The sequence below is a fragment of the Diaphorobacter limosus genome (assembly GCF_033100095.1).
GTDB lineage: Bacteria > Pseudomonadota > Gammaproteobacteria > Burkholderiales > Burkholderiaceae_C > Alicycliphilus > Alicycliphilus limosus.
On the sequence record NZ_CP136921.1, the window covers coordinates 738,598 to 764,609 of the forward strand.

Annotated in this window: 33 protein-coding genes and 1 pseudogene; 30 read left to right on the top strand and 4 right to left on the bottom strand. The window is 60.7% G+C overall.

All coding sequences use genetic code 11. The features are described 5' to 3' along the window. Window positions 1-10 precede the first annotated feature (10 nt). The 4 genes and pseudogenes from P4826_RS03585 to P4826_RS03600 all read left to right on the top strand — a co-directional run bounded on the left by P4826_RS03585 (window position 11) and on the right by P4826_RS03600 (window position 3,903). Window positions 11-1,945 (top strand): DEAD/DEAH box helicase, encoded by a 1,935-nt coding sequence (locus P4826_RS03585; protein ID WP_317702578.1) that lies wholly within the window; start codon window positions 11-13, stop codon window positions 1,943-1,945. A 26-nt stretch (window positions 1,946-1,971) separates the two neighbouring features. Next, a complete protein-coding gene (locus P4826_RS03590; RefSeq protein WP_317702579.1) occupies window positions 1,972-2,151 on the top strand; it encodes a hypothetical protein in 180 nt (59 codons plus the stop codon). 27 nt (window positions 2,152-2,178) lie between these two features. Next, window positions 2,179-3,452: pseudogene (locus P4826_RS03595) on the top strand (IS256 family transposase). Between the two features lie 142 nt (window positions 3,453-3,594). Then, window positions 3,595-3,903, top strand: a complete 309-nt coding sequence (locus P4826_RS03600; protein ID WP_317702580.1) for a hypothetical protein — start codon at window positions 3,595-3,597, stop codon at window positions 3,901-3,903. A gap of 197 nt (window positions 3,904-4,100) precedes the next feature. On the opposite strand, the gene P4826_RS03605 is transcribed toward P4826_RS03600, so the two are convergent. Together P4826_RS03605 and P4826_RS03610 are read right to left on the bottom strand one after the other, a co-directional pair. Next, window positions 4,101-4,430 (bottom strand): type II toxin-antitoxin system YafQ family toxin, encoded by a 330-nt coding sequence (locus P4826_RS03605; protein ID WP_317702581.1) that lies wholly within the window; start codon window positions 4,428-4,430, stop codon window positions 4,101-4,103. After that, window positions 4,402-4,683: a type II toxin-antitoxin system RelB/DinJ family antitoxin gene (locus tag P4826_RS03610; protein ID WP_317702582.1), complete on the bottom strand. Its 282-nt coding sequence runs from the start codon at window positions 4,681-4,683 to the stop codon at window positions 4,402-4,404. Before P4826_RS03610 ends, P4826_RS03605 begins: the two co-directional genes overlap by 29 nt. 271 nt (window positions 4,684-4,954) lie before the next feature. On the opposite strand from P4826_RS03610, the gene P4826_RS03615 reads away from it, so the two are divergent. After that, window positions 4,955-5,584, top strand: a complete 630-nt coding sequence (locus tag P4826_RS03615) for a DNA-binding protein (protein WP_317702583.1) — start codon at window positions 4,955-4,957, stop codon at window positions 5,582-5,584. Window positions 5,585-5,984: 400 nt separating this feature from the next. Here the strand turns inward: P4826_RS03615 and P4826_RS03620 are convergent, their stop codons facing one another. Next, window positions 5,985-6,956: an IS5 family transposase gene (locus P4826_RS03620; RefSeq protein ID WP_123676633.1), complete on the bottom strand. Its 972-nt coding sequence runs from the start codon at window positions 6,954-6,956 to the stop codon at window positions 5,985-5,987. Window positions 6,957-7,123: 167 nt separating this feature from the next. On the opposite strand from P4826_RS03620, the gene P4826_RS03625 reads away from it, so the two are divergent. From P4826_RS03625 to P4826_RS03750, 25 genes are all read left to right on the top strand, one after another. Then, on the top strand, window positions 7,124-8,770 hold the full coding sequence (locus P4826_RS03625) for a methyl-accepting chemotaxis protein (RefSeq protein ID WP_317702584.1): 1,647 nt from the start codon (window positions 7,124-7,126) through the stop codon (window positions 8,768-8,770). A 501-nt stretch (window positions 8,771-9,271) separates the two neighbouring features. Next, on the top strand, window positions 9,272-9,517 hold the full coding sequence (locus tag P4826_RS03630; RefSeq protein WP_317702585.1) for a type II toxin-antitoxin system ParD family antitoxin: 246 nt from the start codon (window positions 9,272-9,274) through the stop codon (window positions 9,515-9,517). Beyond that, entirely contained in the window at window positions 9,514-9,798 is a 285-nt protein-coding gene (locus tag P4826_RS03635) for a type II toxin-antitoxin system RelE/ParE family toxin (protein WP_317702586.1), read from the top strand. The genes P4826_RS03630 and P4826_RS03635 overlap by 4 nt, the downstream gene beginning before the upstream one ends. 372 nt (window positions 9,799-10,170) lie before the next feature. Then, entirely contained in the window at window positions 10,171-10,893 is a 723-nt protein-coding gene (locus P4826_RS03640; protein WP_317702587.1) for a DUF3577 domain-containing protein, read from the top strand. A gap of 693 nt (window positions 10,894-11,586) precedes the next feature. After that, window positions 11,587-12,186, top strand: a complete 600-nt coding sequence (locus P4826_RS03650; RefSeq protein WP_317702589.1) for a DUF3275 family protein — start codon at window positions 11,587-11,589, stop codon at window positions 12,184-12,186. Between the two features lie 527 nt (window positions 12,187-12,713). Further along, a complete protein-coding gene (locus P4826_RS03655; RefSeq protein ID WP_317702590.1) occupies window positions 12,714-13,013 on the top strand; it encodes a hypothetical protein in 300 nt (99 codons plus the stop codon). Window position 13,014: 1 nt separating this feature from the next. Further along, on the top strand, window positions 13,015-13,284 hold the full coding sequence (locus P4826_RS03660) for a hypothetical protein (RefSeq protein ID WP_317702591.1): 270 nt from the start codon (window positions 13,015-13,017) through the stop codon (window positions 13,282-13,284). Window positions 13,285-13,387: 103 nt separating this feature from the next. Further along, a complete protein-coding gene (locus P4826_RS03665; RefSeq protein ID WP_148061018.1) occupies window positions 13,388-13,666 on the top strand; it encodes a hypothetical protein in 279 nt (92 codons plus the stop codon). A gap of 223 nt (window positions 13,667-13,889) precedes the next feature. Next, window positions 13,890-14,411 (top strand): JAB domain-containing protein, encoded by a 522-nt coding sequence (locus tag P4826_RS03670; RefSeq protein WP_317702592.1) that lies wholly within the window; start codon window positions 13,890-13,892, stop codon window positions 14,409-14,411. Between the two features lie 235 nt (window positions 14,412-14,646). Continuing rightward, a complete protein-coding gene (locus P4826_RS03675; protein ID WP_148061019.1) occupies window positions 14,647-14,859 on the top strand; it encodes a hypothetical protein in 213 nt (70 codons plus the stop codon). 81 nt (window positions 14,860-14,940) lie between these two features. Beyond that, a complete protein-coding gene (locus tag P4826_RS03680) occupies window positions 14,941-15,216 on the top strand; it encodes a DUF1902 domain-containing protein (protein WP_302078878.1) in 276 nt (91 codons plus the stop codon). A gap of 4 nt (window positions 15,217-15,220) precedes the next feature. Then, entirely contained in the window at window positions 15,221-15,418 is a 198-nt protein-coding gene (locus P4826_RS03685; protein WP_123676648.1) for a type II toxin-antitoxin system HicA family toxin, read from the top strand. A gap of 111 nt (window positions 15,419-15,529) precedes the next feature. Further along, window positions 15,530-15,838, top strand: a complete 309-nt coding sequence (locus tag P4826_RS03690; RefSeq protein ID WP_302078882.1) for a hypothetical protein — start codon at window positions 15,530-15,532, stop codon at window positions 15,836-15,838. A gap of 80 nt (window positions 15,839-15,918) precedes the next feature. Next, on the top strand, window positions 15,919-16,332 hold the full coding sequence (locus tag P4826_RS03695; protein WP_317702593.1) for a hypothetical protein: 414 nt from the start codon (window positions 15,919-15,921) through the stop codon (window positions 16,330-16,332). An 86-nt stretch (window positions 16,333-16,418) separates the two neighbouring features. Further along, on the top strand, window positions 16,419-17,567 hold the full coding sequence (locus P4826_RS03700) for a DUF6094 domain-containing protein (RefSeq protein ID WP_317702594.1): 1,149 nt from the start codon (window positions 16,419-16,421) through the stop codon (window positions 17,565-17,567). 275 nt (window positions 17,568-17,842) lie between these two features. Next, a complete protein-coding gene (locus tag P4826_RS03705) occupies window positions 17,843-18,172 on the top strand; it encodes a type II toxin-antitoxin system RelE/ParE family toxin (protein ID WP_425605216.1) in 330 nt (109 codons plus the stop codon). Next, window positions 18,165-18,455 (top strand): NadS family protein, encoded by a 291-nt coding sequence (gene nadS, locus P4826_RS03710; RefSeq protein WP_317702595.1) that lies wholly within the window; start codon window positions 18,165-18,167, stop codon window positions 18,453-18,455. The genes P4826_RS03705 and nadS overlap by 8 nt, the downstream gene beginning before the upstream one ends. A 222-nt stretch (window positions 18,456-18,677) precedes the next feature. Continuing rightward, entirely contained in the window at window positions 18,678-19,112 is a 435-nt protein-coding gene (locus tag P4826_RS03715; RefSeq protein WP_317702596.1) for a hypothetical protein, read from the top strand. Window positions 19,113-19,202: 90 nt separating this feature from the next. Beyond that, on the top strand, window positions 19,203-19,646 hold the full coding sequence (locus P4826_RS03720; RefSeq protein ID WP_123676653.1) for a hypothetical protein: 444 nt from the start codon (window positions 19,203-19,205) through the stop codon (window positions 19,644-19,646). A 241-nt stretch (window positions 19,647-19,887) separates the two neighbouring features. After that, window positions 19,888-20,214 carry a hypothetical protein gene (locus P4826_RS03725; protein ID WP_123676654.1) on the top strand — a complete coding sequence of 109 codons (327 nt, stop codon included), beginning with the start codon at window positions 19,888-19,890 and terminating at the stop codon, window positions 20,212-20,214. Window positions 20,215-20,289: 75 nt separating this feature from the next. Beyond that, window positions 20,290-20,622 (top strand): hypothetical protein, encoded by a 333-nt coding sequence (locus P4826_RS03730; RefSeq protein ID WP_317702597.1) that lies wholly within the window; start codon window positions 20,290-20,292, stop codon window positions 20,620-20,622. A 1-nt stretch (window position 20,623) separates the two neighbouring features. Then, window positions 20,624-21,331, top strand: coding sequence for a hypothetical protein (locus P4826_RS03735; RefSeq protein ID WP_302078889.1), 708 nt, complete (start codon window positions 20,624-20,626; stop codon window positions 21,329-21,331). Window positions 21,332-21,430: 99 nt separating this feature from the next. Next, window positions 21,431-23,773: a DEAD/DEAH box helicase family protein gene (locus P4826_RS03740; protein WP_317702598.1), complete on the top strand. Its 2,343-nt coding sequence runs from the start codon at window positions 21,431-21,433 to the stop codon at window positions 23,771-23,773. Window positions 23,774-23,920: 147 nt separating this feature from the next. Beyond that, window positions 23,921-24,202: a type II toxin-antitoxin system TacA family antitoxin gene (locus P4826_RS03745; protein ID WP_317702599.1), complete on the top strand. Its 282-nt coding sequence runs from the start codon at window positions 23,921-23,923 to the stop codon at window positions 24,200-24,202. Continuing rightward, window positions 24,199-24,687 (top strand): GNAT family N-acetyltransferase, encoded by a 489-nt coding sequence (locus P4826_RS03750; protein ID WP_317702600.1) that lies wholly within the window; start codon window positions 24,199-24,201, stop codon window positions 24,685-24,687. Before P4826_RS03745 ends, P4826_RS03750 begins: the two co-directional genes overlap by 4 nt. A gap of 15 nt (window positions 24,688-24,702) precedes the next feature. Here P4826_RS03750 and P4826_RS03755 read toward each other — a convergent pair whose 3' ends face one another. Then, on the bottom strand, window positions 24,703-25,821 hold the full coding sequence (locus P4826_RS03755) for a type ISP restriction/modification enzyme (protein ID WP_317702601.1): 1,119 nt from the start codon (window positions 25,819-25,821) through the stop codon (window positions 24,703-24,705). Between the last annotated feature and the right edge of the window lie 191 nt (window positions 25,822-26,012).

Consider the following 26,012-nt stretch of genomic DNA (forward strand, 5'->3'; position numbering starts at 1 on the left):
GAACGCAGGGATGCTGACGCCTGTGACCTTGAGGCCGCCGCCGCTGCTAATCCATGCGGTGAGCGACGGTCGGCGTCTTGGCTTGCAGCTGCACAGCATTGCCGGCATGGGTCGGGCCCTGTCCAGGGCCGGGGCCTGGTGGGTGCCTGGCCGCCGGATGTGGGCCATCGAGCTGGTGAACGTCGCGCGCAGCCTGGAGTGGCTCAGAACGCTTTACGCCGGCCAGCATGTCGAGCTGGATGATGCGCAACGCATTTTGCAGTCTGCTATCGCGGCGCCCGAGGGTGATTTCTTCACGCAGGTGCTGGACGTTCAGGTGTTTCCCTTGTCGCGGGGCGACCTGGCCCAGGGCGAGCATGCCGTCAGCTTTGCCTACGACCTGTTCTGTGTTCGTGCCATGCGGGCACTGCGAGGGAGTTTTCATAAGCCGGCCCTGGCCTGGCAGGTTGCCGGGGGCACTGAGCGCATTTTGGAGGTATTGCGCGAACTCGCTGGTGTGGCGCCCGAATTCGCTTTTGTGCATGAGCATCCCGTGGTGCTCGAAGAGCTGATTGCGCCTGCACCCGATGTCTCACCCATTCAGGTTCCAGGAGCATCGCCATTGCCTGGCGATGCAGGCAGCGACGAGCGGGTCGGCAGCGGTTTCCTCTCTGCTGAGCTGTCCAGCGAGGCACTGGCAATCGACCAGGCCGCTTTGGCAGCGGAGGGTGTGCGTGCGGGCTTGCGTGATTACCAGCTCATCGGCGTGCGCCATCTGCTGGGCCAAACCGGCGCCTGCCTGGGCGATGACATGGGGTTGGGCAAGAGTCGCCAAACCGTGGTGGCTGCACGTCTGGCCGCGGGCGAGGGCAGGGTGTTGATCGTGTGCCCGGCTTCGCTGCGCATCAACTGGGAGCGCGAAATCCGCATGGTCTATCCCGACACCATCGTCGGCATGGCTGGCGAGGATCGCATCTCGGCGCTGTATGGATGCCACTGGGTCATCGCCAACTACGAGCGTCTTGGCGGACTGGTGCGTGAAATCCAGCTCGAATTCCAGGTGATGGCCGTGGATGAGGCGCATTACCTGAAAGAACACCAGGCCGGACGCACCCGCAATGCCTTTGTGATGGCCACGCGCATTCCACGCCGTTACGTCATTACCGGTACACCCTTGCTCAATCGGGAGATCGAGCTGCATACGCTACTGCGGTTGACAGGCCATCCGATGGGGCAACTGCCAATGAAAGCGTTTCGCAAGGAATTTACCGGAACCGGTGAAAAGCGTGCGGCGCTGGCGGCGGCTTTGCGTGGCTGGATGCTGCGCCGGCGCAAGGACGTGCTCAAGGATCTGGGTGACAAGACACGCCAGTTGCGTTGGGTTTCACCACCGGAAGGGTTGGGTGGATACAAGGAAATCCATGGCGATATGAGCCTGCAAACCATGCCCAAGATCACTCGCCTGCGGCAAAAGCTGGAAGCGCTCAAGACGCCATTTCTCATCGAAACAGTGGAAAGCCTTTCCGAGGGCGACAAGATCCTTATCTTCTGCGAGTACATGGCGACGGTGGAGGCCATGCAGGATGCGTTTGCACAGGCCGGCATTGCCTGTGTCACCCTGGTGGGCGCGGATTCGGGCGCCAGACGGCAAAAGGCGATTGACGCCTTTCAGAATGATCCGGCCGTCACGGTATTTATCGGCACCACGTCAGCGGCAGGCGTGGGAATCACGTTGACGGCGGCGAACCATGTGGCATTTGCCTCCTTGCCCTGGACGCCGGCCTTGATGCGCCAGGCAGAAGATCGCGCCTACCGGTTGGGGCAACGACGCAATGTGCTGGTCATCGTGCCGCTGGTGGCCGGCTCGATTGATGAAGGTATATGGAGCCTGCTGCAGTCCAAGCAGGCCACGGAGCAGGATGTCGTGGAGGCTGTGAAATCCCAGCTGTCCGGCAACAACCCATGATGGCCGTCATTTTTTGGAGATAGACCATGACCGCAAATTCTGAACGCACCAGTCAGGAATCAGACAACTATGTCACGAGTTTCGAGACTGGCATCATGGCACGCAAGGGCGAATGGGTCGGCATCTGCATCAAGTTTGCGATGTATGACCACCGCACCAAGCTCACGCATTGGCCACCCAGAGCTTGTCAGAAATTTTGTGTGTGAGGCATAGCATGTCGACAAGGAGCATGAATGCCACGCAAGACCAAACCCACCGCTTTGGCGGACCAGGCGGCACAGCCGCAATTTCACATCCCGGCCGAGCTGCTTGACCAGCTGGTGACCGGGCCCATGACGCCGGGCCAAGTCCAAGGGCTGTTCGATCAGTTCAAGAAGTCAATTCTTGAGCGGGCGCTGGGCGCCGAGATGTCAGTCATCACCTAGGCTATGCGCCCGGCCAAGCCAAGCCCACAGGCGGATCAGCCAACCACCGCAACGGCAAGAGCACCAAGACCGTACTGACCGATGTGGGGGCGCTGCGCATCGATGTCCCACGCGATCGCGAAGGCAGCTTCGAGCCGCAGCTCATTGGCAAGCACGAGCGGCGCTTTACGGGTTTCGACGACAAGATCATCGCCATGTACGCACGCGGCATGACGGTGCGCGAGATCCAGGGTTTCCTGGCTGAGATGTACTCGGTGGACGTCTCGCCCGAGCTCATCAGCCGTGTCACCGATGAGGTGATGGGCGAGGTCACGGCCTGGCAGACACGGCCGCTGGAGGCGATGTACCCGGTGGTGTTCTTCGATGCGCTGCGGGTCAAGATTCGCGAGGATGCGGTGGTGCGCTCCAAGGCCGTCTACCTGGCGCTGGGCGTACTGCCTGACGGCTCGCGCGACATCCTGGGAATCTGGATCGAGAACACCGAGGGGGCGAAGTTCTGGATGAAGGTCTTCAACGATCTGAAGACGCGCGGGGTGCAGGACATCCTGATTGCCGTCACCGACGGCCTCAAGGGCATGCCAGAGGCGCTGGGCGCAGTGTTCCCGGCGACGACGCTGCAGACCTGCATCGTGCACCTGATCCGGGGTGGCCTGGACTTTGCGTCATGGAAAGACCGCAAGGCGCTGGCCGCAGCCATCAAACCCATCTACACCGCGGTGAGCGCCGAGGCGGCCGAGGCCGAGTTGGATGCGTTTGCGGCCGGCCCCTGGGGGCAGCGGTTCCCGACCGTGGTCAGCGCCTGGCGCCGGGCCTGGGACAAGGTCATCCCGTTCTTCGCCTTCCCGCCCGAGGTGCGGCGCGTGATCTACACCACCAACGCCATCGAGAGCGTGAACGCACGGCTGCGCAAGATCATCAAAACGCGCGGCCACTTCCCCAGCGACGAGGCGGCCACCAAGCTGATCTGGCTGGCGCTGCGCAACATCACCGCGGACTGGGGGCGGGCGGCCAACCACTGGAAATCAGCGATGAACCAATTTGCGATCCTCTACGAGGACCGATTTACCAGATCGGGCCAGTAAGATCACCAAACCGCCTCACGATTGAGTGACGGATTCAACAGCCTCACACACAGAAATCCTGACACTCCCGCCACCCAAGGCCTACGCCTTGCTTATGAGGTCTTTGGCTGGCTATTGCAACCACCTTGGCAGCAATGCCTTCATGCTGCGTGCCAAAGCCGATCCCTCGCTGGTGGAGAACCTTCCTGCGAGGCACCCCTACCACACGCTGTTGACGGAAGTGCCAAAGCTGACCGAAGACGAGGTGGGAAGAGCCCGCCGGGTCACGGTCATTGAACGCGCTACATACACAGTCACGGGCACGGCATTGGAGTTGCGCGCCGTTTTTGGTGACGGCCGTACCGAAAGCATTTTCTTGCATGAGTACACCGCCCTCAGTTTGTTTGGCTACCTGCAGGAATACCTGGAGGCGGCGGACATATTGACCGGCCCCGCTGCAGGCTCCGCTTGATGCTGCAGCGCCAGCCAAAACTCTTGCTCATGGAAACCACTGCGGCAACCGGATCAGTGGTGCACCCAAGCGGGTGGCATGCTCGCTGTAGCCCTCTGCGTGCCAGTCCGGCACCACGCTTGCCCAGTCGAGCTGCCGCGGCCGGCGCAGCGTGCAGGTGATCTTGCGTTCTGGTTGCTCACTGCTCTCGTCTTGGTTTATGTAAACAGCTCGGAGTGAGTTCCGCTGCGCACGAAAACGACCAAGCCGTTTTTGCCCGAATCGTCGAGCCGGTAGATCAGCAGGAAGTCGCCGCCGATGTGGCACTCGCGATGGTTCGCCCAGTCACCCGTGAGCGGATGGTCGAGCCATTCAGGCGGCAGCGGCCCGTCATTGGCGATGAGTAGCAGCATGGCCTCTTTCAGCCGGTTCATGTCGTACCGGCCGGAGTGGGACAGGCGCACCCAGTCCTTCCGGAACTCTTTGGTGTAGTCCGATGCGTGAGGCAGGTTTGTCCGCTTACTTGCTGCTGGCTTCTTCGAGGTCATTCAGCAACGCGTCGGCGGTTGCGAAACGAGCACGACGGCTCTTGATGATCTCGTCGGCCTCGGCAATGGCGACGCGGCTGGTGGCGTTCGGTGCCTTAAGGGCAAACGGCAGTTCCTTGTCTGCGACGACACGGGTCAGGAACACGCGGATCGCATCGGAGACAGTCAGGCCCATCGAGGCCAGTGTTTCCGCCGCCTGCGTTTTGATGTGCTCGTCCACGCGAACGTGAACCATGGTGGTAGTTGCAGCCATGACGGCCTCCTATTGCGACTGATTGAGATGCATTGTATCGCATTCCTCCACTTTCACGGGGCGGCTCCTCCCCCCCGGTTTTGATATCTGCCTGAGCCTGGTTGTCTGCCGCAGGTTCCTGTTCTGAACCAGGCCCGCTATCGCCCTCATTGCTGCGAATACCATCTTCAGTTTGCTGCGATCGTGTTCTGCAGATGGGTTAAAAATCACTTGCATATCGTATCGTATCACATTAGAATATCATATCTGTAGTGATATGAAATGGTGTGATATGACTCGTCCAGGAATTACCGCCGCCCACGTCGCAGCCGCCGCCGAGGCGCTGCAAGCCGAGGGCCAGCAGCCCACGATTCGCGCCGTGCGCGAGCGGCTGGGCGACACCGGCAGCCCAAACACCATCCAGCGGCACCTGGCCGCGTGGCGCAAGGCACGCCCAGCAGCAGCACCTGGGCAGGAGTTACCGCAGGCACTGGCCGCGGCCATTGCCGCCGAGCTGGCAGGCGCTGCGGCTGCAGCGCGTGACGCTGCCCAGGCCGAGATAGACCAGGCGCAGGCCGAGGCTGCGGATCTGGCCGCAGCGGGCGAGGTGCTGGAGGGCGAGCGTGACGATCTGGCAGCGCAGGCACAGGCACAGGCACAGGCACTGCGCGGGGAGCGCGACAAGCTCGCGGGGCGGGCCGATGCCCTGCAGGCCGAGGGCGAGCGCCTGCGCGCTGCCCTGGATGCGGCGCGGGAACAGGCCCAGACCGCGCAGCAGGCCGCAGCCGTGGCGCAGGCGCAGGCCCAGGCCACGCTGGAGCGCGCCACGCGCGCCGAGACACTGGCCGCGCAGCAGGCCCAGGAGTTGGCCAAGGCCCAGCAGGAGGCCGCGCACCTGCGCGGGCGCCTGGAAGCAAAATGACCGCTTACGCCGTCGTGTGCATGTTCCAGGATGCCCGGCCTGGTTCAGCGCATGGGCGCAAGCACAGGACGTGTACCGCAAGCGGTCATTGAGTAAATTATCGGGGCGCTTGTCAGCGCTGCTGGACGAAAGCCGAGGAGGATTTCAGGCATCGGACATCGGTCGAACGCCAGTCCCATTGAGAGGACACACCTCGCACGGCACAGATCGACCAAGGCGCTATTAACACAAAGCATAGCGTTAGGGATGCCCTGAACAACTCATTCCCAGGCGTGCTACGCCTGGGCTATTTTTCAGATGGTGCAAACTTGAGTTGATTTCGGCAGTTTCCCCTGCCTTTTGCCCTTGAAACAGGGCTTTTTGCCGCTTTTGGCGGCCCGCGCCCTGTTTTCGGGCGCACTCATCCCCGTGCTCCTTGCTGCTGCATTAACTGATGGCGCGCCATCCACAGGTTCGAGAGCGCAAACAACGTCACGATCTGCAGGGTGTTTTTCTTCAGGCCTCGATAACGCACCTTGGTGTAGCCAAACTGGCGCTTGATGACGCGAAACGGGTGTTCCACCTTGGCGCGGATTTGCGCCTTCACGCGCTCGAGCTGATCGACCAGAGCATCTACAGCACTGTGTTCTTTGTCCAATGCCTTGCGTTTGGCCGGCCCCATGGCAACGTGCCACGGCACGTCGTTAGGCGCATCGGCGCGTTTGTCCGCTCCCTGGTAGCCAGCGTCGCCAAAGACCTGCACCTCCTGTCCGTGCAGCAGGCTGTTGCCTTCGACCACGTCGCCGACGTTGCCCGAGGTGCAGCGCACGGTGTGCACCAGGCCGCTGTCGGCATCCACGCCGATATGGGCCTTCATGCCGAAGTACCACTGGTTGCCCTTCTTGCTCGAATGCATCTCGGGGTCTCGCGCGTTGTCTTTGTTCTTGGTTGAGCTCGGCGCGGCAATCAAGGTGGCATCCACGATGGTGCCTTCCTTGAGCTGCAGGCCTTTGGCGCACAGCAGGTCGTTGACGGTGGCCAGCATCTGCTCGGCCAGCTTGTGGCGCTCCAGTCGGTGGCGAAAGCGCAAGATGGTGCTCTCGTCAGGCAGCCGCCCGTGGGCATCGAGCTGGGCAAAGTCCCGGTACAGGGGCGTGTCAAACAAGGCTTCCTCCATCCCCAGGTCCGACAGCTTGAACCACTGCTGCAAGAAGTGCAGGCGCAGCATGGTCTGCAGCTCAAAGGGCGGGCGCCCGTTCCTGCCCTGGGGGTAGTACGGGGCGATCAGTTGCACCAGCTCTTGCCAGGGCACGACCTGCTCCATCTGTTCGAGGAAGACTTGCTTGCGGGTCTGGCGCGTGCTCAGGTTCAAGGCGAGGCTAATTTGCTTCATAGATGCTGAGGATGCCAGCGGTGGCTGACAGCTACCAGACAAATGGGGAGGTTTTGCAGGATTTCCTTAGCACCGCGACATTTTACTAGTTGTATTAATCAGTCACTTCCCTTGACGTTTTCCGGGGGGGGGTAACATTTTTTCAACTAATTACAAATTCTTCTGCGATGCGCAAGAATCTTCCCGTCACACAGGCCAACTTTGACTTTCCTGCGGATCGAACCCTGATTTCGATCACTGACACCAAGGGTCGCATCACCTACTGCAATGCGGACTTCATTGCTGTCAGCGGGTACAAAGAGGATGAGCTCTTGGGCCAGCCGCACAACCTGCTGCGCCACCCAGATATGCCTGCCGAAGCGTTTCGGGATTTCTGGGACACCATCCAAAAAGGCCTGCTGTGTAGCGCCGTGATCAAGAACCGGCGCAAGAATGGCGACCATTACTGGGTACGTGCCAACGCGACGCCGATGCGCGATGGCGAGCGCATTGTCGGTTTTCTGTCGGTACGCTCGCGTCCGAGCAACGAAGAAATCCGCGAAGCCGAACAGTTGTACGCGCGCATGAGCGCGCATGCCGAGGCCGGCAAAAAGGTGTATTCCTTCCGCCACGGCGAGCTGATGCGTGTCGATGCCTTGGGGCGGTTGGCAGGGGCGTTGCGCCTGCGGCCCAGGGGGCAATACGCAGCCTGGATGGCATTGGCTGCGGCGGGGCCGGTAGTCGTCGCAAACACGGGCAGTCCACTGTGGGGCGTCTGGCTGGCCGGCGTCGTCAGCGCGTGTGTGGCGGGGTATGGCTTGGCAGGCGTCACGTTGCGCCCGCTGAAAAACGTGATTCGCGTCTCCCGGCAGCTGGCGAGTGGCGACTTGTCGCAATTTTTTGCGGTTCAGGGCAATGGTGTTGCTCGCAGTCTGCTGCTGCCCATGATTCAGGTGGGCCTGTCCACCAGAACCGTGATGGGCGACGTGCGCGACGACCTGCGACGTCTGCAAACGGCAGCGCAGGAAATTGCACACAGCAGCAACGATCTGTCCGCGCGCACCGAGGCTCAGGCGGCCAGCCTAGAGCAAAGCGCTGCGGCGATGGATGAGATCAACAGCACGGTGCAGAACACCTCGCAACTGGCCAGCTGCGGCGTACATATGGCACATGAAACCACCGCTAACGCCCAACGCAGCCAGGAAGCCATACGCAGTGTGGCCGACACCATGCAGGAAATCACGCAGTCGTCCAAGCGGATCGGGGACATCATCCAGGTGATCGAAAGCGTGGCGTTCCAGACCAATATTCTGGCGCTCAACGCGGCGGTGGAAGCTGCGCGAGCCGGTGAACAAGGGCGTGGTTTCGCTGTGGTGGCCAGCGAGGTTCGCTCGCTGGCGCACCGCACGAGCGGCCTGGCCAAGGAGATCAACGACATCATTCGCGAGTCCCAACAGAGAGTAGCGACGGGCGGCCAACGCACCGCACAAGCAGGTCAGCGCATGGAGGAGGCGATGCAGTCGGTGCAAAAAGTCGCTCAGATGCTGCAGCAAATCGACCAGGCTGCGCGCGAACAAGCCCAGGGTGTGGTTCAGATCAGTGAAGCGGTGCAGCATATAGACGGCATCACCCAGCAAAACGCCGCCCTGGTGGAACAGCTGGCGGGCGCGGCCCAGCTCATGGATGCCGAAGCCAGGCAGGCCCGCCACAATATCCAGGTGTTTCGCCTTGGTCGTGGAGACCGCACACATGCTGAAACCGACGCCGTCGAGTTGCGCAGGCGCTCGCGCGAGCGCTCGGACGCCGAGCCACTGGCACTGGAATATGAAGCATAGCCCTGAACTACTGCGCCGCGATGCACTGCGGCTGCGCAGGATCGAGGTGGGGCATAGTAAAGAGCGGTAGGGCGGGCTGGGCGGGGGTGGGTCAGGCCCGAACGGGCTCTGGGCTTCCCACCAGTGACTGGGCCTGCATGCCCAGCGTCAAAATCCGTCGGATCATGAGCACTGTGAGTGGACGTTTGCCATTGAGCACTTCATACCCCCGCAGACGTGATCCACTGTAGGGCGCGATGTCGGCCACCGTCAGGCCCGACTGGTTCATGCGGAATTTGATGGCCTCGAAGGGCTCGAGTGGCTCCAGGGGGCAGTGTTTGCGCTCCCAGGCTTCGATGAGCGCTTCGATCTATGCGCCTTCCTCGCTGGCGGGGTCGAGTATCCACGGACGCTCACGCCAGGGTTGGATTACAGCTGTTGATCCTTGATCTGTTGGAGGTGTGGCAGTACGATAAATACCAATTATTGGTATAAAATGGTACCGAGCCAAGGAGAAAATCTATGAGAAATACCTCCGTATCCCTCGGACAACACTTCACCAGCTTCATTGATTCCCAAGTGCAGGGCGGGCGTTATGGTTCCGCAAGCGATGTAATCCGGGCAGGGTTGCGACTGCTTGAAGAGCATGAAACCAGGGTGAAGGCGCTGCAAGATGCGCTGAGCGCCGGCCTTGAATCTGGCGAACCGCGCCCGTTCGACTTTGAGGCTTTTAAGGCCCGTAAGCGAGCAGGGTTTCAAGCGCAATGAAGGTCATCGCGTTTTCGCCAGCGGCGGAGGCGGACATTGGCGAGATTTGGGACTACAGCGCGGACAGGTGGGGGCCAGACCAGGCCGACAGCTACACCGACACAATTCGGGATGCCTGCTATGCGCTAGCCCGAGGAGCAAAGCAAGGCCGCCCCTCCGTGCTGCCGAACCTGCAGAAATACCTATGCGGCTCGCACGTGGTCTATTTTCTGGACTACCCCGATCACTTGGACGTTATCCGCGTGCTGCACCAACGGCAAGATGCCGAGTGGCACCTATAGGTCAAAGAAACTCTCTGCTGCCTTGAGTGCAGCGCGACAGCCGGCTTCGGTGTCACTGTTGATGGGGTGCGGGGTGCGGGGTGCGGGGTGCGGGGTGCGGGGTGCGGGGTGCCGTTCATAGTGTGGCTTCCACGGTGTCGGCGGCGATGACGACTATTGACATCGCTCCCCGAACCATATAGCTTTCGTCCTGTGACATGCCGCAAGGCACCACGCAGCGTCTCAACTCTTGAAAGGCGCACGCACTGATTCCCAAGGTCGGTGCCAGAGTATTTTCGTTGTAACCCGGACAGGGATTTTGCGTATCCCTGTCCTCGGCCTCACGGTCCGTGTCGGGCTGCGTGATCTCCTAAGTCCATTCTTTTGGAGATCATGATGACTGCTTCCGCACAAACCAACCATTTCAACCTGCATGTCAATGGCGTCGGATACGTGAACCGTGTCCGCTGGGTTGAACCTCGTCGCAACGCCGGCCGCCGTGCCGATCCCTTCCTTGCCTGTTCCGTGTCTGCCATTCGTGGCAATGCGGAGAGCCCTGACTACACCTACTTCGACCTGCGGGTCAGTGGCAGCGAGGCCATCGAGATGGTCGAGCGCCTGAAGGTGGATGTCGAGGAAAAGCGCAAGGTGTTCATCGCATTCCGCATTGGGGACATCTATCCCCACATGTACGAACGCGATGTACGTGAGCGCGATGGTCGCAAAACTGGCGAGAAGGAGATGGCAGCACTCATCAAGGGTCGCCTGCTCCTGATCAACAGTATCACCATCGATGGTGAAAACGTGTACCGGCGCGATCCCGAAGCCGACCAGCCCGTTGACGACCTGCAATCCGCTCCCCCGGAGCTGGAGCAGGGTTCGCCAGCGGCGCAACCGGTTGAACAGGGTGAAGAGCTGCAACGCGATACTGCGCCGCAGGTGGCCGAGGGTGAACCTCAACGCCAGCGTCCAGAGCGCATCCAGGAACGTATCCAGCCGGCGGCTCGTCCGCCACAAGCACGTCCTGCCAGCCAGCGTCCCGCCTACAACGGTGGATACGCTGCCGGTCGTACCGTCCGCCAGGGCGCCGACTATGTTGCTCGTGCCGTAGCCTGAAACTCAGCGCCACGACCAGACCCCTCGCATTCGCCTTCGTGGCGGATCGAGGGGTTTGCTTTTTGAAGCGAACGGAGTACCAGATGACAGAGTCACAACACCCACAGACCCCTGCGCATGGCCTGTTGGCCCGGCAGTATTGCAACAAGTACCTGCCACTGCAGGTGCTGCAGTCGCGGGCGGGCTACTACCTTGGCACTTGCGATCAGGATGGGCCAGTGTCCCGCGAGTCAGAGGAGTATTTCCTGACCGCTGACCAGGCGCGTGCAGCGCATCGCAGCCGCGCATGGACGCAACGTATGGAACCCTAGAGTTGCCGTGCATGCAGCCAGTCTTGATTTTCTGATGCCCAGCGCATATCCTTAGAGCGCTTTGCGAGTGTTTACTGGTGTCACTTGAATAACCAGGGCCAGCACTGCTGGCGTATGAGGCCCATCAACCCCTGAAGTGGGCACGCGCGCAAGCGCCGGGGTACCCTCGGCACGCCTCCTCGAACTGCACACACACTCGCTGTTGCGTCGCCAGAACTGCCAGGTCGCAAGCCTGTCAGTAACTTCAAGCCTCGGAGAGCCCAGGCCGCGCAAGCGGTCTGGGTATCTTCTCTATTTTTTTCAACCTCACGGGACAGCCCTCATGTCCCGCGAGGGGCGTGCGTGGAGTGCTTCCGTGTTTTTTCACCAGGAGCACACCACCATGATCACCGTCAAAAATGCCACCCTGCGCGTCAAGCGCATCAACGGCCGCAATGGCCCGTTTTGTATTGCCGACCTGTCCACCGACTTCGGTGAGTTCAAGGTCAAGGAATCACTGCTCGACCAGTTCGACGAGGGCACCTACGAGGCGACCGTGTGGATCGACGAGATCTACATGGGCCAGTATGTCGCCTACGGCAAGGCCGTCACGGAGATTCGGGCACGCCTGCGCGATGTGCAGGTGCTGACCGAAGATCAACGCCCGGTGACCGAGGAAATCGTTGAACCCGATCCCCTGGAAGAGCAGCCGCAGCCGGTACCCGTCATCCAGAAGCCACCCGTCCAGGAAGAGCCCCGCGACAAGCGCTGGGACAAGTTCAAGAAATCCAAGGAGGAAGCCGCACCCGTACAGGACGCGGATGAATCTGAATCTGCGAACGATCTGTTCGATGAAGAAACCTGGTCGGCCATGGAGCGGGCCATGCCCGTCAAGCTCGATGCCTCCGTGGATCGGGCCTTGTTGAGACAGCAGGCAGGAATGCTCAGGCAGCGTGGCTATCGCTTCGATGCCAAGCAGCAGATCTGGCTCTTTACCAGTTGACAGGAAGGGGAGCCCGCAAGGGTTCCGCCTCCAGCCCGCCTGACGGTGGGCTGACCTCTACATCGTTCGTTGGGTGTAGAGGCCAGCCTCCCGGCATGCCGCGGGATGATGTCCTAGCAGGGTGGCGGCGACCTCATGCGTCCGCAGCTTTGCGAATGGGCGGTGTGCGGTGAAAGCCAAGCCGCACCGTTGACCCTCGCGCCTTTTATTGGTCACCTCGACCCCCGCTTTCGGTGATCCACCTGCCGCCCCAGCTCCTCGGAGCAATGACGGGCCGCAGTGAGGGGGTGCAGTTCAAGCAATCGTTTCTAGCCCGGAACCCGATGGGTTCCCCGAGTGCCCGCAGCGTGGCGGACACTGGGGGAAACCATCTGACCCGAACCGAAGATGGTCTCAAGGCGTGTTCAACCCTGAAAACACGCGGGCCGGCGCAAGCCTACCGGGTACAACTGTGATTTCCATCAACCCTTGCGGGCGCCTGTTCGCAAGGGCCAGGCCCTGCATTTTTCGATGCAAGGAGTAGACTGATGAGCGTGTCTCATTTGACTGTTTACTGTTCGTTGTCGCGAGCGGGCATCCCCTCCGATAACGCCAACGAGGTGGAACAAGCCATGAAACAGATGGTCGATAACGGCGTCGAAGGCGTGCGCGGCGATGTTCGGGATTTGCGAGAGCAAGTTCTGAGCAAAGCGGACGGGCAAGTGCTTCGGGCTGAAATCGTGACCGAGCTTCACAAGACCATCAACGACCTCACGATCAAGATGTTCGGTGCAATGCTTGCTTCGACCGGCATCATCATCGCCGTAGTGATCAAGCTGGCGGCATGACATGGCTGTCGATTTCTACAAAACCCTGGTGGCGGCCGGCAAGCCCCACGATGCAGCCTACAAGGTGGACAGGGCACTTCATGAAGTGCTCGACTATCTGAGGCCCGTCATGCTCAGGCGCGAGATGCCCTGGCCTGAGCTGCACATCTTCGAGGCGTTTACCGAGTTGGGCACACCACCCGACATGGCCAACAAGCTCGAAGGCGAGTTTCAGAAACTGCTCTGGGACTTGCGTGAAGAAGGCTGGGAACACCGACTGCGTTCCCGCTGAGTTCGTCCGGCACTGCAGCCGGAATGCATTTTCATCAACCCCCTGGGGACAGCCAATCCCCGTGCGGGGTAGGTCGTCCCCGTTTTTTCTCATGGAGACGACGATGACCTTCAACATCTTTGCCCTGACTGCCGACGCGCAAGAGCGAATGCTGTTTCACAGCATCTTCAACGAGTGGCTGAGCCGAGCATCCGACGAGGACTGGCAGCAATTGGAGCAGGCGCGCGAGCGCTTTGCACCTAACGAAGTGTGCTCGGCCGTCAGGCTGGTGCGCCGCTGTCTGGCTCGCCGGGATCTGGCGCGGGAGCTTCCGCAGTCCCTGCGCCAACTACTGCAAGAACGGAATTGGCCGCCGGCTTGCGACGGCGCGATAGCGCTCTGAGCCGGGGCAGGGCCTGCCTCAAGTCCATGTCCTCCAGCAGTTCGGTCAAATCGACCTGCTGGGCGGCATTGCCACCCTGGATGGGTATCAGTTTCGTGCGATCGGCCATGGCCGACAGTGTGCCATCGCATGGGCCGATTCCCGTATCACTCATTTCAACAACCCGGATGGGGCGACGCTCCTACCGGGGGTGTTCTCCGTCCATTTTTGACTGGAGAGCACCATGTTCATCAATCCGATTGACTCTCGCGCACGCGAAGAAAACTCGCCACTGCTGGTGGCCGAGGCCGGTGGCTGCTATAGGCCGGCGTCGGACGTTGAGATCCTGAGCGCCGCCGAGCTGCGGCTGCTGGCCAGGGTGCATCACGGCCCGGCCCTGCAGACGCCGACGGCGGTCAAGGAGTATCTACGGATTCGCATGGGCACCTTGCCACATGAGGAGTTCGTGGTTCTGTATCTGGATAGCCACTACCGACTGCTGCATGCTGAAACGCTGTTTCGCGGCACCTTGGGACAGACCTCTGTGTATCCGCGCGAGCTTGCCATCGGGGCGCTACGCCACGAAGCAGCGGCCGTCATGGTGGCTCACAACCACCCCAGTGGCGATCCAACTCCGTCACGCGCCGATGAGGTGCTGACGCAGACCCTCAAAACTGCCCTGGCGATGCTGGACATCCGGCTGCTCGATCACTTCATCGTCACGCCGATGCAGGTATTGAGCCTGGCAGAGCAAGGCTTGGTCTAACCCTCAACCCGGAACCCACCCACGGATGGGTTCCCACAGCGCCAGGCCCGCACATAGGCAGAGCAGGGTGCTGTGGGAAACCATCCCTCCAACCGAAAGATGGTTTTGCGCTGTGTTCAGCCTTGTAAACACAGCCGGTCGCCCTGGCGATCGAGGCAATTCTCCAACTTCATCAACCCGGACGGGCTGGCCCCTCCGGGTCACCTGTCCATCCACTGCACCAAGGAGGTGTTTCATGAGTACTGATCTAACGCAGAAATCTTGCCTCACCGATGGCATGGAGGACGGCGCTGGTGCATCGGTGGCTGGTTCCGACACTGTTCCGGGCCTTGCCAGCGAAAGCGCTGTGCCCGAACTCCAGGCCGAGATGCCACAGGCCGAGCAGCTGCCCAACTTTAGGCAGCCGTTCGGCTTTGAGATGTGGTCGCGCTGCTGGCAACCGCTCTAGCGTTACTGGCTTCGCTTTCATCAACCCGGATGGGCTGCCCCTCCGGGGCACCTGTCCACCACCTGTTCAAGGAGGTGCTTTATGGCACTTGCACTGTGCATGCCGGCCTATACTGGCCCCATGCAAAAGCCCTATCTCATTCACGCCGAGTGGGACGACGAGGCGGGCGTTTGGGTGGCAACCTCGGACGATGTTCCGGGTCTTGCCACCGAAAGTGCCTCACTCGAAGCCCTGGCAGAGAAGCTCCACCACCTGGTGCCTGAGCTGCTCGAAGCCAATGGCGTAGCGATGGATGATGCGGTTACCTATGAGCTGATGGCGCGTCGCTGGGGCATCACTTCACGCGCGCTCCATTGAGTCCATGGGCGCCAGCTTTACGCCGGAGCTGATCCGGCTGCTGCGCGCTGCCAGCTGTCGTTTCGAGCGTCCTGGCAAGGGCGATCACGACATCTGGTACTCGCCACATACCGGGACTCGCTTCCCGGTTGACCACAAGATCAAGTCTCGCCACACCGCCAACGCGGTGCTCAAACAGGCAGGCTTGCCCAAGTCGTTCTGACCTGCCCGTTCGCGGCGCTTCGGCGCTGCACGGGCCTTCCTTTCTTTCAACCCCCGGGGTGTTCCTGCCCCGAACGGGTGCGGGCATCCCACTTTCCTTTTGGAGACAACCATGTCCGCTTCTATGAACGCGTCTTTTGCATTCGGGCGTCCGCTGTTTGAGCTCGGCAGCATCTGCATGACCGAAGGCGTCTGCGACCTCGTCGGAAACGGGCTGCTCAGGCCCGCCCCCTTAGTGCTCCGGCATGTCTCGGGCGACTGGGGCGAGATGGACGCCGAGGATTGCGCGACCAACAACCGTGCCGTCAAGCATGGCGGTCGCATCATGTCGTCCTACCAGATCAACGCCACTACCAAGATCTGGATCATCACCGAATGGGATCGCTCGGTGACCACCTTGCTGCTCCCATCTGAGTATTGAGTCTTTCTACCACCAACCCTTGCGAGGCCAGGCATCCCGCATGGGGTGCTGTCTCCGCTTGTTCAAACCAGGAGATCAACATGAAGAAATTTGAGGTTAGCTACACCTTGCCCTACCGTCATGACGTGACCGTAGGGATCTCTGCCAACAGCGCCGAGGAAGCGATTTGCATCGCCGACGCGGCTGCCACAGACGGCTCACTTTGGGACGACAGTGAGGAGATGCCATTGCTCTGTGACGATTTCGAAGAAGTCGATGGCGGCGTGCTGGAGTTCGAGGCGATCGAGATCGAAGGTGACTTCGTTCCTCGTTTTTCAGTCGTGGAACTACGGCGCAAGCGCAAGGCCATCAAAGCCTGTGAGGCGCTGATCGCCGCCTATGAAGAAGGCGAGGCCAGAGGCGGAAGCGTTGCGTGGGAAGGGCTTGATGAAGCCTTTCGCCTAGCCCTTGAAGTCGTCGGCTTCAATACTGAGGACGCCCCCGTTTTCGATTGACGGATAACTGAAGTTCCAGTTTTTTAACCCGGACGGGGCAACTCCCCGTCAGGGGTGTCTCCCGTCCACAACCCAAGGAGAACCCCATGGCTTTGATCTTCCAGCGCCTGGCGCGCAATTTCATCAAGAACGGCTACTTCCCGACCGACGGGGAGACCCTGAGCCGCATCCTCCCCATGCTCATTCCCGACCTGTCGGGTGGTGTGCCATGCGAGGGCCGGACGATCCGCATGCTCGATCCGTGTTGCGGCGAGGGTGCTGCCCTGGCTGACCTGTGTCAGGGCCTGTGCAACAGCTGGCCCAACGGGCCATTCATCGAAACCTACGGTGTCGAGTTTGACCAGGAACGTGCCTGGCATGCGAAAACTATCGTGCAGAGCGTGATCCATTCGGACATCCATGACGTGGTGATCAAGCCGAGAACGGTGGGCCTGCTGTTCCTGAATCCGCCCTATGGGTTTGGATTGAAGGACAACGCCACTGGAGCCGTGGCTTCGGACACCAACGAGCGGGCCGAACGGCTGGAGCGCACTTTTCTGAAGAAAACCGCACCGCTGTTGATGATCGGTGGGGTGTTGGTGTACATCATTCCGCACTACGCCCTGGACGATGAAATCCGCACCTACCTGGCGCGCAATTTCACCGACCTGCGGTTTTTCATGGCACCCGAGCAGCAGTTCAAGCAATGCGTCATCGTGGGAACCAAGTGCAAGCCTGGGCACCCCCGAAAAGACGTGCTGGACATGCTGACACGCGCCCAGGCCGGCGAGCTGAACGACCAGGAGCTGCCCAGGCAGTGGACGCAGGAGCGCTATGTGGTTCCATCGGTGGCCTATGGCTCGGAGTTCGACTTCCGTGCCGTGCGTCTCGATGGGCCGCAGCTCGCGCAAGAGCTCGATCGGTGGCAAAACAGCCTGTTGTGGACGGGGTTCGACACCACGTTCAGCCAGGCCAAATCGGAGCACCGCAGGCCCCTGCGCGATATGACCAAGTGGCACCTGGCCCTGGCGCTTGCCGCCGGACAGGTCACTGGCCGCATCGAGAGCAAGGACGGCCGTGTGTTTCTGATCAAGGGCGACACCTTCAAAAAGAAGGAGCGCACGGTGGCCACCCAGGTCGATGACAACGGCAACGTGACGGAGACCATCACCATGCTCGACAGGTTTGTGCCTGTGATCAACGCGATCGACTTCACGCCGGGCGACCGGCTGGGGCAGATCGTGAAGATCAGTTGACCGGCACCAAAGAGGGCTTGCACAATGCAGGCTCAAAGAACTCATCGCAGATGAGTTCCCTGAGTGGCCCTTGACCTTGGCCCTTCAGGGAAACCTTCTGCATCAAACCATGGAACGGTTTCAAGGAGCGCTCAACTCTGAAAGCGCGCCAGGCCAGTGCAAGCTGGTCGGGTACCCATCTTTATCAACCCCGTGGGGCCATCCCCCACCGGGGCGTGGCTTCTCTTGAAAGGAGCCATGATGCTTTTCATGCAAGTACGCCACTGGCGTACAATATGAACTCGTTGGAGTTCATCGAAACGCCGGTTTTTACCCGCCAGATTGTGCAACTCATGTCCGACGATGAGTACGCGGCCATGCAACGTGAGCTGCTCGACGACCCTCAGCGGGGAGCACTCATCAAAGCTGGTGGCGGAATTCGGAAGATGCGATTTGGACTGGACGGTCAGGGAAAAAGTGGCGGCGTTCGTGTCATCTACTACTGGCTTAAAGAAGATGGGCAGATCTTCATGTTGCTGGTCTATCCGAAATCGGAGAAAGACAATCTAACCGACCGCGAAACGGCGATTTTGCGGGAACTTGTAAAGGAGCTGTGCCGTGGATAGCACGCTATTTGGCGATCTCGTGCAGAGCTTGAAAGAAGCTGGCCAGATCAAGCGAGGCGAAGCCGAGGCTTCGCGCCGCTTCACGATGAGTTCTCTGGATGTCAAGAAGGTGCGCGAGCGCACTGGCTTGTCTCAGGGTGATTTTGCCAACCTCATGCATGTCAGCATCAAGACACTTCAAAACTGGGAGCAACAGAGGCGAACCCCCACGGGGCCGGCCTCGGCACTGCTGAAAATCGTGTCTCAGGAGCCGATGCTGGCGATGAGCGCTTTGCAACGCTGATTCATCCCCCCCCCTCTTGGAGGGGTTCCCAAAATGGCTTGCACCAGGCCATTTCGGGAAACCTTCTGCATCAAACCAAGGAACGGTTTCAAGGCGCGCTCAACTCTGAAAGCGCGCCAGGCCAGTGCAAGCTGGCCGGGTATTTTTCGTCAACCACCCGCCGGGGCAGTCTGTCCCGGCCAGGGGCGGCTCTCCGGCATTTTTTTGCAAAGGAGAACCGCCATGGGATGGCTATTTACCGATTTGAGCCGCACGGCATTGATCAATGACTTGTTGCAACCGCGCGAGTCCGAGTATGCCCGCCGGGAAACGCTCGACTCCGCCGATCGCGACAACGTGTTGTGGTCGGTGGTGCGCATCACCGCGCTACAGGATGGTGTTGCCCACCTGAAGGCCGGGCAGTACCTCGACTTCATCAGGTGTGACCTGCTGGATCGTGACCAATATGGCTGGGGTTGCAAGTCCATGGAGGAAGCCATGGGCCCTTGCTACTACAGCTGTCCATTGGAATTCCTGGACATGACTCCCGTGCAATGCCAGTCCTGGCGCGACCAGGTGCGCAGGCACCACGCGCTGGTGCTGCATGGCGAACGTGAGGCTGCGAAGGCGAGGGCGCTGGCAGCATTTGCGGACAAGCTGGTGGATCGCGCCGACTGACCGGCAGGCACAACGCACTTCTCTTTCAACCCCGTGGGGCCTGTTTCCCCGCAGGGCAGCAGGCTTCACACGCATTTTTGGAGCTTGCAAATGAACAACGGTACTTCTCTGACCAACGTCGAATTCATCGTGGATTTGATGAACTTCAACAACAGCGGGGCGCTGGCGCAGGTCTTCATCATCGACGCCATCATGAAGCGCGCCGAGGCAGTGGCGGAGGTCGATCCCGAAACGATCGACCGCCCTTTGATTTCCGGCCATGCCTGGGTGCGCTGCGCCCAGGAAATCCGTGATCGCATGGGCGCGAAATACGGCAAGCGTTCCGGTTCTTCATCCGAACCCCAGGCCGACAGCGACAGCCCGGCCGACTCGCCGCAGCACCGGGCAGACAGGTTGCTGCGCCAGGTGCAGGCCTTCAACGACGAACTCAATCGCTCGGAGAAGGTGCCCGATGGCCATGACTATGAAACCCTGTTCTGGATGGTAAGGGATGGCTTGCAGGCATTGCAGTCGTCCCTGAGCGTCAGCCGCTGAACCTTCCTTTCAACTTCCTTTCAACCCACTGGGAACCCGATGGGTTCCCCGAGCGCCCGCCGCATGGCGGACGCTCGGGGAAACCATCTGACCAAAAGGATGATGGTCTCAACGCGCGTTCAACCCTGAAAACGCGCAGGCCGGCGCAAGCTGGCCGGGTACTTCTGCAACCACCACCCGCCGGGGAATTCCTTCCCCGATGGGGCAGGGCTATCCGGCATTTTTTTGAAGGAGAGCCCTCATGCAAACCACCTACTTCCGCGACAGCCAAGGCTGGAACGGCAAGACCACGGTCGAGATGCCTGGCAACCAGGAACTCATCATCGAAACCAGCCGGCGTGCATTCGGCAACGGCCTGTCCACTCGGGCCGCCGTCTGGCGGCACGACGGGCGTGGCTTCAAATCGCACGCCGCCGGCCTGGCCGGTACGGGCGATTTCTACGAGCGCCTGGAGCTGACAAGCCCCAAGCGCATCACGGAAAAAGCCGTGCGTGAGCAGCACGCGGCCGTCATTGCACGCATTGACGCCATTCGTTCAAAGGTCGAGGCCTACTACAGCAAGGCCTGAATTTTTCCATCAACCCTGGCGGGGATCACTTCCCCGTGGGGAGGTGACTTCGCCTGCAATCCAAGGAGAGTCACCATGCAAGTCAAAACGTCCTATTACCGCGATGCCTATGGCTGGGCGGGTTTGTCCCTGATCGAGCTGGGCAACAACGGCGTGCTGCGCATCATTACCGAGAGGCGCGAGGCGCGCCATGGCCTGGCAACCTGTGCAAGTGTCCACCTGCGCCGAGGCGCCATCCTGGAGCACCGCCTAGGCGTTGATTACAGCGCGGTCATCGCCGTATCGAACCCTCCGCGCATCACCGAGGCCCGGGTGACCGAGCAGCACGAGCGCGCGCTTGAAAACCTGCACACGATTCGTGCCAAGGTCGAGCAGTTCTACCTGCAGCAGGCAGCGCAAGGAGCCTGAGATGCTGAACCACACGCTCTATCAGATCGAGGAGTTCTCCGACATTTGGGCCGATGCCTGCCTGCGCGACAGCGAGGGGCGGCTGATGTTCCTGTCGGTCTATGGCCGCGATGGTGTGCTGATGCAGATGCTCGCCGCGTTCGAGCTGGGGGCCTCCCAGCGTGGCGTCAATCAGATTCACCTGGTCGGCAAGGATGGCGAGCGCCACCGTGTCGATGTGGGGGATGTGAAGCGCCTGGACAAGCACGCCGGCAAGCTGCCTCGGCAGAACCTGTTTGGCCCGCTGAACCAGATGTGGTTGTTTGACAGAGGCATGCGCTCACCCGACCGCGCCAATCGCATCGGTTGGGCCTTGCACTCATCCTCGGCGGCCAGGCGCAGTGCTGAGCAGGCCGAGGACTATCGCCATCGACTGTGGCAGCTGGTCAACCTGCTCTCGCCCGTGGCGCTGCAAGAGCACTGGCGCGAGCCGGTGTTCCAGTGGTGCCGGGAAAAGCAGGCCATCCAGGCCTTGGATAGCAGGCTGTATCCAGCCCTTGGAAACATGACCGCGATGCGCGTCAGTCTCAGCGACCACTTCACCGCCTTCATCAGCAGCAGCGTCCGCATGGGCGTTCTGCGGCTGGAGGAGGGCGGTGCAGCACTGCAGGCAAGCCTCGGCCACCAGTCGGTCGAGGCCTCTCGAATTCAGGAGGCCATCGCCGCCTGAGCATCGGCGCCCACGCAGGTGGGTGCATTTTTCATCAACCCGTGCGGGGAGTCCGGCCCCGTGCTGGCTCTCCGTTTTTTTAACTGAAGGAGAGTCGAAATGGAAAACATGGAATGTGAAACTGTCGGCGGCCAACTCGAACAGGCCCTGTCCGATCCACAGCAGCAGCTCCAGGACACCGGAAACGGTGAATCCGGGCCGCAGTTGGCACTGGCACAGTTCATCGAAGAATTTGGCGACGGCCTGCTGGAGCAGGTCAAGTCGCAGAACCCTCCGGTGTTCGATCCGGCCATCGATGAGAGAACCACACTTTGGAACGCGCGCCAGGCCATTCTTGACGGACTCAAGCGCCAGCCGTTCAAGGCCCAGGCCGATGCCGTGCATGCCACGGTGAAGCTGCTGGTCGATGAGAACCGGCCTGCAGCCGTCATCAACGCGGAAATGGGCACGGGCAAGACCATGATGGCCATCTGCGCGGCGGCCGTGATGCAACGCACGCACCCGCGTACCCTGGTCATCTCGCCGCCGCACCTGGTTTACAAGTGGCGGCGCGAGATCCTCGATACCGTGCCGAATGCCAAGGTCTGGATCTTGAACGGTGCGGATACGCTCAGGAAGCTGCTGATGCTGCGCGACGCTCTGGGGGTGAAAACCGGCAAGCCCGAGTTCTTCATCCTGGGACGGGTGCGCATGCGCATGGGTTTTCACTGGAAGCCGTCGTTCATCACGCGCAAGCAGCACGTCGATGGACAGACGTTCACGGTGGCCGCCTGTTCGGATTGCATGGCGCCGATCACGCGCGAGGACGATGAAGGGCATCCCATGCCCGTGTCGTCCGAGTTTGCGCAGGCCACGCTAGGCGACCGGCGTCTCAAGTGCAGCCATTGCGGCAGCGCCTTGTGGACGCTGATGCGCGCCGGCAAGCCGATCGAGTCCATGTACGACCTGGTGCTGTCCGCCCTCAAGCAGATGCCCACCATTGGCGACAAGACCGCCCGGCGCCTACTCTCCATCTTTGGGGAAAAGGCGCTGGGCGACATGCTCGGTGACAACGTCTATGAGTTCGTCAACCTGATGGACGACAACGGTGAGCTGGTGTTCAGTGACCGGCAGGCCGCGCGCATGGAGCGCAGCCTCGCCAACTTTGAGTTCAGCATAGGGGAGGGTGGCTACCAGGCCACCGAGTTCATCAAGCGCTACCTGCCACGGGGCTACTTTGGCCTGCTGGTGGTCGATGAGGGGCACGAGTACAAGAACGAGGGTTCGGCCCAGGGCCAGGCCATGGGGGTGCTTGCCAGCCAGTGTCAAAAAACACTGCTGCTGACCGGCACCCTCATGGGCGGCTATGCCGACGATCTGTTTCACCTGCTGTGGCGTCTCGATCCGGGCAGCATGATCGAAGACGGGTTCAAACCCGCCAAGACCGGCTCGATGGGCAATGCGGCCATGGCCTTCATGCGTGAGCATGGCGTGCTCAAGGACGTGTACAAGGAGTCCAGCGGCCCCTCGCACCGCACGGCCAAGGGAAAGCAGATGACGGTTCGCACCAGCAAGGCCCCAGGCTTCGGCCCGGTGGGCATCATGCGCTACGTGCTGCCGACCACCGTGTTCCTTAAGCTGCGCGACATTGGCCAGAAGGTCTTGCCGCCCTACGAAGAGCAGTTCCTGGAGGTGCCCATGGCGGAAGTGCAGGGCGAGGCCTATCGCCGCATGCAGAGCATTCTGGTGCAGGAGTTGAAGCATGCCCTCGTACTGCACGACAACAGCCTGTTGGGTGTCGTGATGAACGTGCTGCTGGCCTGGCCAGATTGCGCGTTCCGTTTTGAAAGCGTGCAACATCCGCGTTCCCGCAAGGTGCTGTACTCGCAGCCGGCCGTGTTTTCTGAAGGTGAATCTTCGCCCAAGGAACTGGAGCTGCTGCGCATCTGCAAGGAAGAAAAGGCCAATGGCCGCAGAGTCCTGGCCTACTCGATCTATTCCGGCACCCGTGACACCACGGCCCGGTTGAAGTCGCAACTGGAGCAGGAAGGCCTGAAGGTCGGCGTGCTGCGCGCCAGTGTGGACGCTGCCCGCCGCGAGGACTGGGTGGCCGACCAGGTGGAGCGCGGTATCGACGTAATGATCTGCAACCCCGAGCTCGTGAAAACCGGCCTGGACTTGCTGGAATTCCCGACGATCGTGTTCATGCAGTCGGGCTACAACGTCTATACCGTCCAGCAGGCATCCAGGCGCTCATGGCGCATTGGTCAGAAGCTGCCCGTGAAGGTGTTGTACTTGGGCTATGCGGGCACCACGCAAATGGACTGCCTCAGGCTCATGGGCAAGAAGATCGCCGTGTCACAGTCCACGTCGGGCGACATGCCGGACAGCGGCCTGGACGTGCTCAACGACTCGGGCGACAGCCTGGAAGTGGCACTGGCCAGGAAGCTGCTGCACGGTTGAAACGTCAGCCTTGAACCATCTCTCGCGCAAGCGGGGGGTGGTTTTTTTTTGGGTGCGCCAAAAGCCGCATGTGAGCCAGAACCACCGAAAATTTCGCCTTGATATGTACGGCAATTCGCCGTACGATTGCATCAGGAGGATAAAACCATGCCCGTCGCCGTCTCTACCGCTCGTCTCGAAGCCCGAATCAGTACCGATCTGCACTCGATGCTCAAGCGTGCCGCCGAACTTCAGGGGCGGACCATGACCGATTTCGTGGTGTCTGCCGTGCAGGACGCCGCGCAGCGCGCTATCGAGCAAGCCGAAGTCATCCGCCTGTCTCTGGCCGATCAGGAATGTTTTGCGCAAGCCCTGTTGTCGCCACCGAAACCGGCCCCGGCTTTGAAGCGTGCCTTCGCTCGCCGTAGCAAGCTCTTGCGCACTGAATGAGCCGCGCACCGTTCCTACTCGCGCCGCTCGATGTGGCACATGACCGCAGCGGATTCAATAGTAACTCCGAGCCGCTGAATCGCTACCTGCGCGAGCAAGTCACGCAGGACATTCGCCGTCGCGTGGCTGCCTGTTTCGTGGCCTTGGCGGACGGGCAGCGCATCACTGGTTACTACACCCTGGCATCGGCAAGCCTTCTGCTGGCCGATCTTCCGGCCAGCACGGGCAAGAAGCTGCCACGCTACCCGACCGTACCTGCAGTTCGCATGGGCCGCCTGGCTGTCGATCAGGCATTCAAGGGGCAAGGTCTTGGCGGTGCGCTGCTGGCCGATGCGCTCGACCGTGCCGCCCGTTCGGAGATTGCCGCCTTCGCCCTGATGGTGGATGCCAAGGACGAGGCGGCAGCGGATTTCTACCAGCATCACGGCTTTATTGCCTTGCCAGACGCGCCGCGAACCTTGTTTCTGCCTCTGGCTTCATTTTGAACAGCCACGTACCGCTCAGATGTTCAAAGAGGGTAGCGCAGCAACAATCTTCTGCGTCTCCAGGCTCACCGTCACCACGCGCTGGAACAGCTCCAACGGGTATTTTGGATTGCCCATGGTTTCGATGGCCCAATCGTTGGCATCATTGACGATCCCGCTGGCTTTGTCGGTTTTGACGCACTGGCGCTCCATCACCCAGTCCAGCGCGGCCTTGCCGTTGACCACGTAGTCCCAGGCTGCTTCGGGGATGGCGCGCAGGGTGATCTTGCCGTTGTAGATGACGGTTGTCTTGTCGCCTTTTTTTGCGAACTTCATCTTCTCCACGCGGTAATCAGCATCGGCCAGCGGCCCTTTGGCCTCGATGGTCAGGGGATAGGGCTGCACCGTCTCGTAATTCAAATGCAGGTCGGCCAATTCGCGGCCTGCCTGGCTGAAGGCCCAGAAGTCGGCAGCGGTTTTGACGTGAGGGATACGCGGCAATTCTTTGCTCAGGTTGTCGGCGTAGCGGTCGCGGTAGTCCGGCGAGTGCAACAAGCCATAGATGTAATAAAACAGGTCTTCCTTGGTAATCGCCTCGCCTGGGTAGGCTTCCTGGAAGTGGGCCAGTCCGGCATCGGTGATGGCATCGCGGCGTGGGCGCTGGGCAGTGCCAGCAGCAGGAGCGGCAAACATATCTGGCGTGTCGCCAGCCTGGTTCTGGGCTTCCTCGTCGTAGAGGTAGAGGGGAAAGCATTGGCTACCGCCATCTGTTTGCAGCTCTGGGGGAGCGTTTACCATCAGCACGAAATGGCCCTCGTTGTTCATCCGCTGCTTGACCATGATGAGTAAATTCTCTGCCCCAGCCTCGGGGAAGATGCGGGGCATTTGGTACACCATCTCATTGAAGGTGCGGTTGAAGTACATCCATTGCTTAGTAAATGGACGGTACAGCGAGGGTGTAAGGCAACTTGAAAAGTATTGAAAAGATCTGTTTTTCGCCAAATCATTCTTGAGCGCGCGCGTCCAACTGATGCGCTCCGGGTTGGTGTCGATAAAGCGATCCAGCACGTCCTCTCTGGCTTTTTTATCCAGTCCAGGATGGGCAGCGTTGAAGCGCTTCACCTCGGCGTTGTAGAAGCCAATCATGCTGGTCATATTGGCTTGCACCTTGGCTTGGCTGGCGTTGTAGGGGTCTCCTCGTTTTCAGTGCAATAAGTGACGGTACGAAAAGCTAGCACTGGCGCGGAGGTGGTGTTGGTAGATCGTTGATTTCATTGACTTTCCTGTTCACTTTCAAATCTGCGATTCGTGGCGTCAAACCGTGGTCGGTTTCATCCATTGGTGCC

Bases quoted from the DNA above. Each gene is read 5' to 3' on its own strand.
- P4826_RS03585 (WP_317702578.1), top strand. From the start codon at position 11: ATGCTGACGCCTGTGACCTTGAGGCCGCCGCCGCTGCTAATCCATGCG.
- P4826_RS03590 (WP_317702579.1), top strand. From the start codon at position 1,972: ATGACCGCAAATTCTGAACGCACCAGTCAGGAATCAGACAACTATGTC.
- P4826_RS03600 (WP_317702580.1), top strand. From the start codon at position 3,595: ATGCTGCGTGCCAAAGCCGATCCCTCGCTGGTGGAGAACCTTCCTGCG.
- P4826_RS03605 (WP_317702581.1), bottom strand. From the start codon at position 4,430: ATGACCTCGAAGAAGCCAGCAGCAAGTAAGCGGACAAACCTGCCTCAC.
- P4826_RS03610 (WP_317702582.1), bottom strand. From the start codon at position 4,683: ATGGCTGCAACTACCACCATGGTTCACGTTCGCGTGGACGAGCACATC.
- P4826_RS03615 (WP_317702583.1), top strand. From the start codon at position 4,955: ATGACTCGTCCAGGAATTACCGCCGCCCACGTCGCAGCCGCCGCCGAG.
- P4826_RS03620 (WP_123676633.1), bottom strand. From the start codon at position 6,956: ATGAAGCAAATTAGCCTCGCCTTGAACCTGAGCACGCGCCAGACCCGC.
- P4826_RS03625 (WP_317702584.1), top strand. From the start codon at position 7,124: ATGCGCAAGAATCTTCCCGTCACACAGGCCAACTTTGACTTTCCTGCG.
- P4826_RS03630 (WP_317702585.1), top strand. From the start codon at position 9,272: ATGAGAAATACCTCCGTATCCCTCGGACAACACTTCACCAGCTTCATT.
- P4826_RS03635 (WP_317702586.1), top strand. From the start codon at position 9,514: ATGAAGGTCATCGCGTTTTCGCCAGCGGCGGAGGCGGACATTGGCGAG.
- P4826_RS03640 (WP_317702587.1), top strand. From the start codon at position 10,171: ATGATGACTGCTTCCGCACAAACCAACCATTTCAACCTGCATGTCAAT.
- P4826_RS03650 (WP_317702589.1), top strand. From the start codon at position 11,587: ATGATCACCGTCAAAAATGCCACCCTGCGCGTCAAGCGCATCAACGGC.
- P4826_RS03655 (WP_317702590.1), top strand. From the start codon at position 12,714: ATGAGCGTGTCTCATTTGACTGTTTACTGTTCGTTGTCGCGAGCGGGC.
- P4826_RS03660 (WP_317702591.1), top strand. From the start codon at position 13,015: ATGGCTGTCGATTTCTACAAAACCCTGGTGGCGGCCGGCAAGCCCCAC.
- P4826_RS03665 (WP_148061018.1), top strand. From the start codon at position 13,388: ATGACCTTCAACATCTTTGCCCTGACTGCCGACGCGCAAGAGCGAATG.
- P4826_RS03670 (WP_317702592.1), top strand. From the start codon at position 13,890: ATGTTCATCAATCCGATTGACTCTCGCGCACGCGAAGAAAACTCGCCA.
- P4826_RS03675 (WP_148061019.1), top strand. From the start codon at position 14,647: ATGAGTACTGATCTAACGCAGAAATCTTGCCTCACCGATGGCATGGAG.
- P4826_RS03680 (WP_302078878.1), top strand. From the start codon at position 14,941: ATGGCACTTGCACTGTGCATGCCGGCCTATACTGGCCCCATGCAAAAG.
- P4826_RS03685 (WP_123676648.1), top strand. From the start codon at position 15,221: ATGGGCGCCAGCTTTACGCCGGAGCTGATCCGGCTGCTGCGCGCTGCC.
- P4826_RS03690 (WP_302078882.1), top strand. From the start codon at position 15,530: ATGTCCGCTTCTATGAACGCGTCTTTTGCATTCGGGCGTCCGCTGTTT.
- P4826_RS03695 (WP_317702593.1), top strand. From the start codon at position 15,919: ATGAAGAAATTTGAGGTTAGCTACACCTTGCCCTACCGTCATGACGTG.
- P4826_RS03700 (WP_317702594.1), top strand. From the start codon at position 16,419: ATGGCTTTGATCTTCCAGCGCCTGGCGCGCAATTTCATCAAGAACGGC.
- P4826_RS03705 (WP_425605216.1), top strand. From the start codon at position 17,843: ATGAACTCGTTGGAGTTCATCGAAACGCCGGTTTTTACCCGCCAGATT.
- P4826_RS03715 (WP_317702596.1), top strand. From the start codon at position 18,678: ATGGGATGGCTATTTACCGATTTGAGCCGCACGGCATTGATCAATGAC.
- P4826_RS03720 (WP_123676653.1), top strand. From the start codon at position 19,203: ATGAACAACGGTACTTCTCTGACCAACGTCGAATTCATCGTGGATTTG.
- P4826_RS03725 (WP_123676654.1), top strand. From the start codon at position 19,888: ATGCAAACCACCTACTTCCGCGACAGCCAAGGCTGGAACGGCAAGACC.
- P4826_RS03730 (WP_317702597.1), top strand. From the start codon at position 20,290: ATGCAAGTCAAAACGTCCTATTACCGCGATGCCTATGGCTGGGCGGGT.
- P4826_RS03735 (WP_302078889.1), top strand. From the start codon at position 20,624: ATGCTGAACCACACGCTCTATCAGATCGAGGAGTTCTCCGACATTTGG.
- P4826_RS03740 (WP_317702598.1), top strand. From the start codon at position 21,431: ATGGAAAACATGGAATGTGAAACTGTCGGCGGCCAACTCGAACAGGCC.
- P4826_RS03745 (WP_317702599.1), top strand. From the start codon at position 23,921: ATGCCCGTCGCCGTCTCTACCGCTCGTCTCGAAGCCCGAATCAGTACC.
- P4826_RS03750 (WP_317702600.1), top strand. From the start codon at position 24,199: ATGAGCCGCGCACCGTTCCTACTCGCGCCGCTCGATGTGGCACATGAC.
- P4826_RS03755 (WP_317702601.1), bottom strand. From the start codon at position 25,821: ATGACCAGCATGATTGGCTTCTACAACGCCGAGGTGAAGCGCTTCAAC.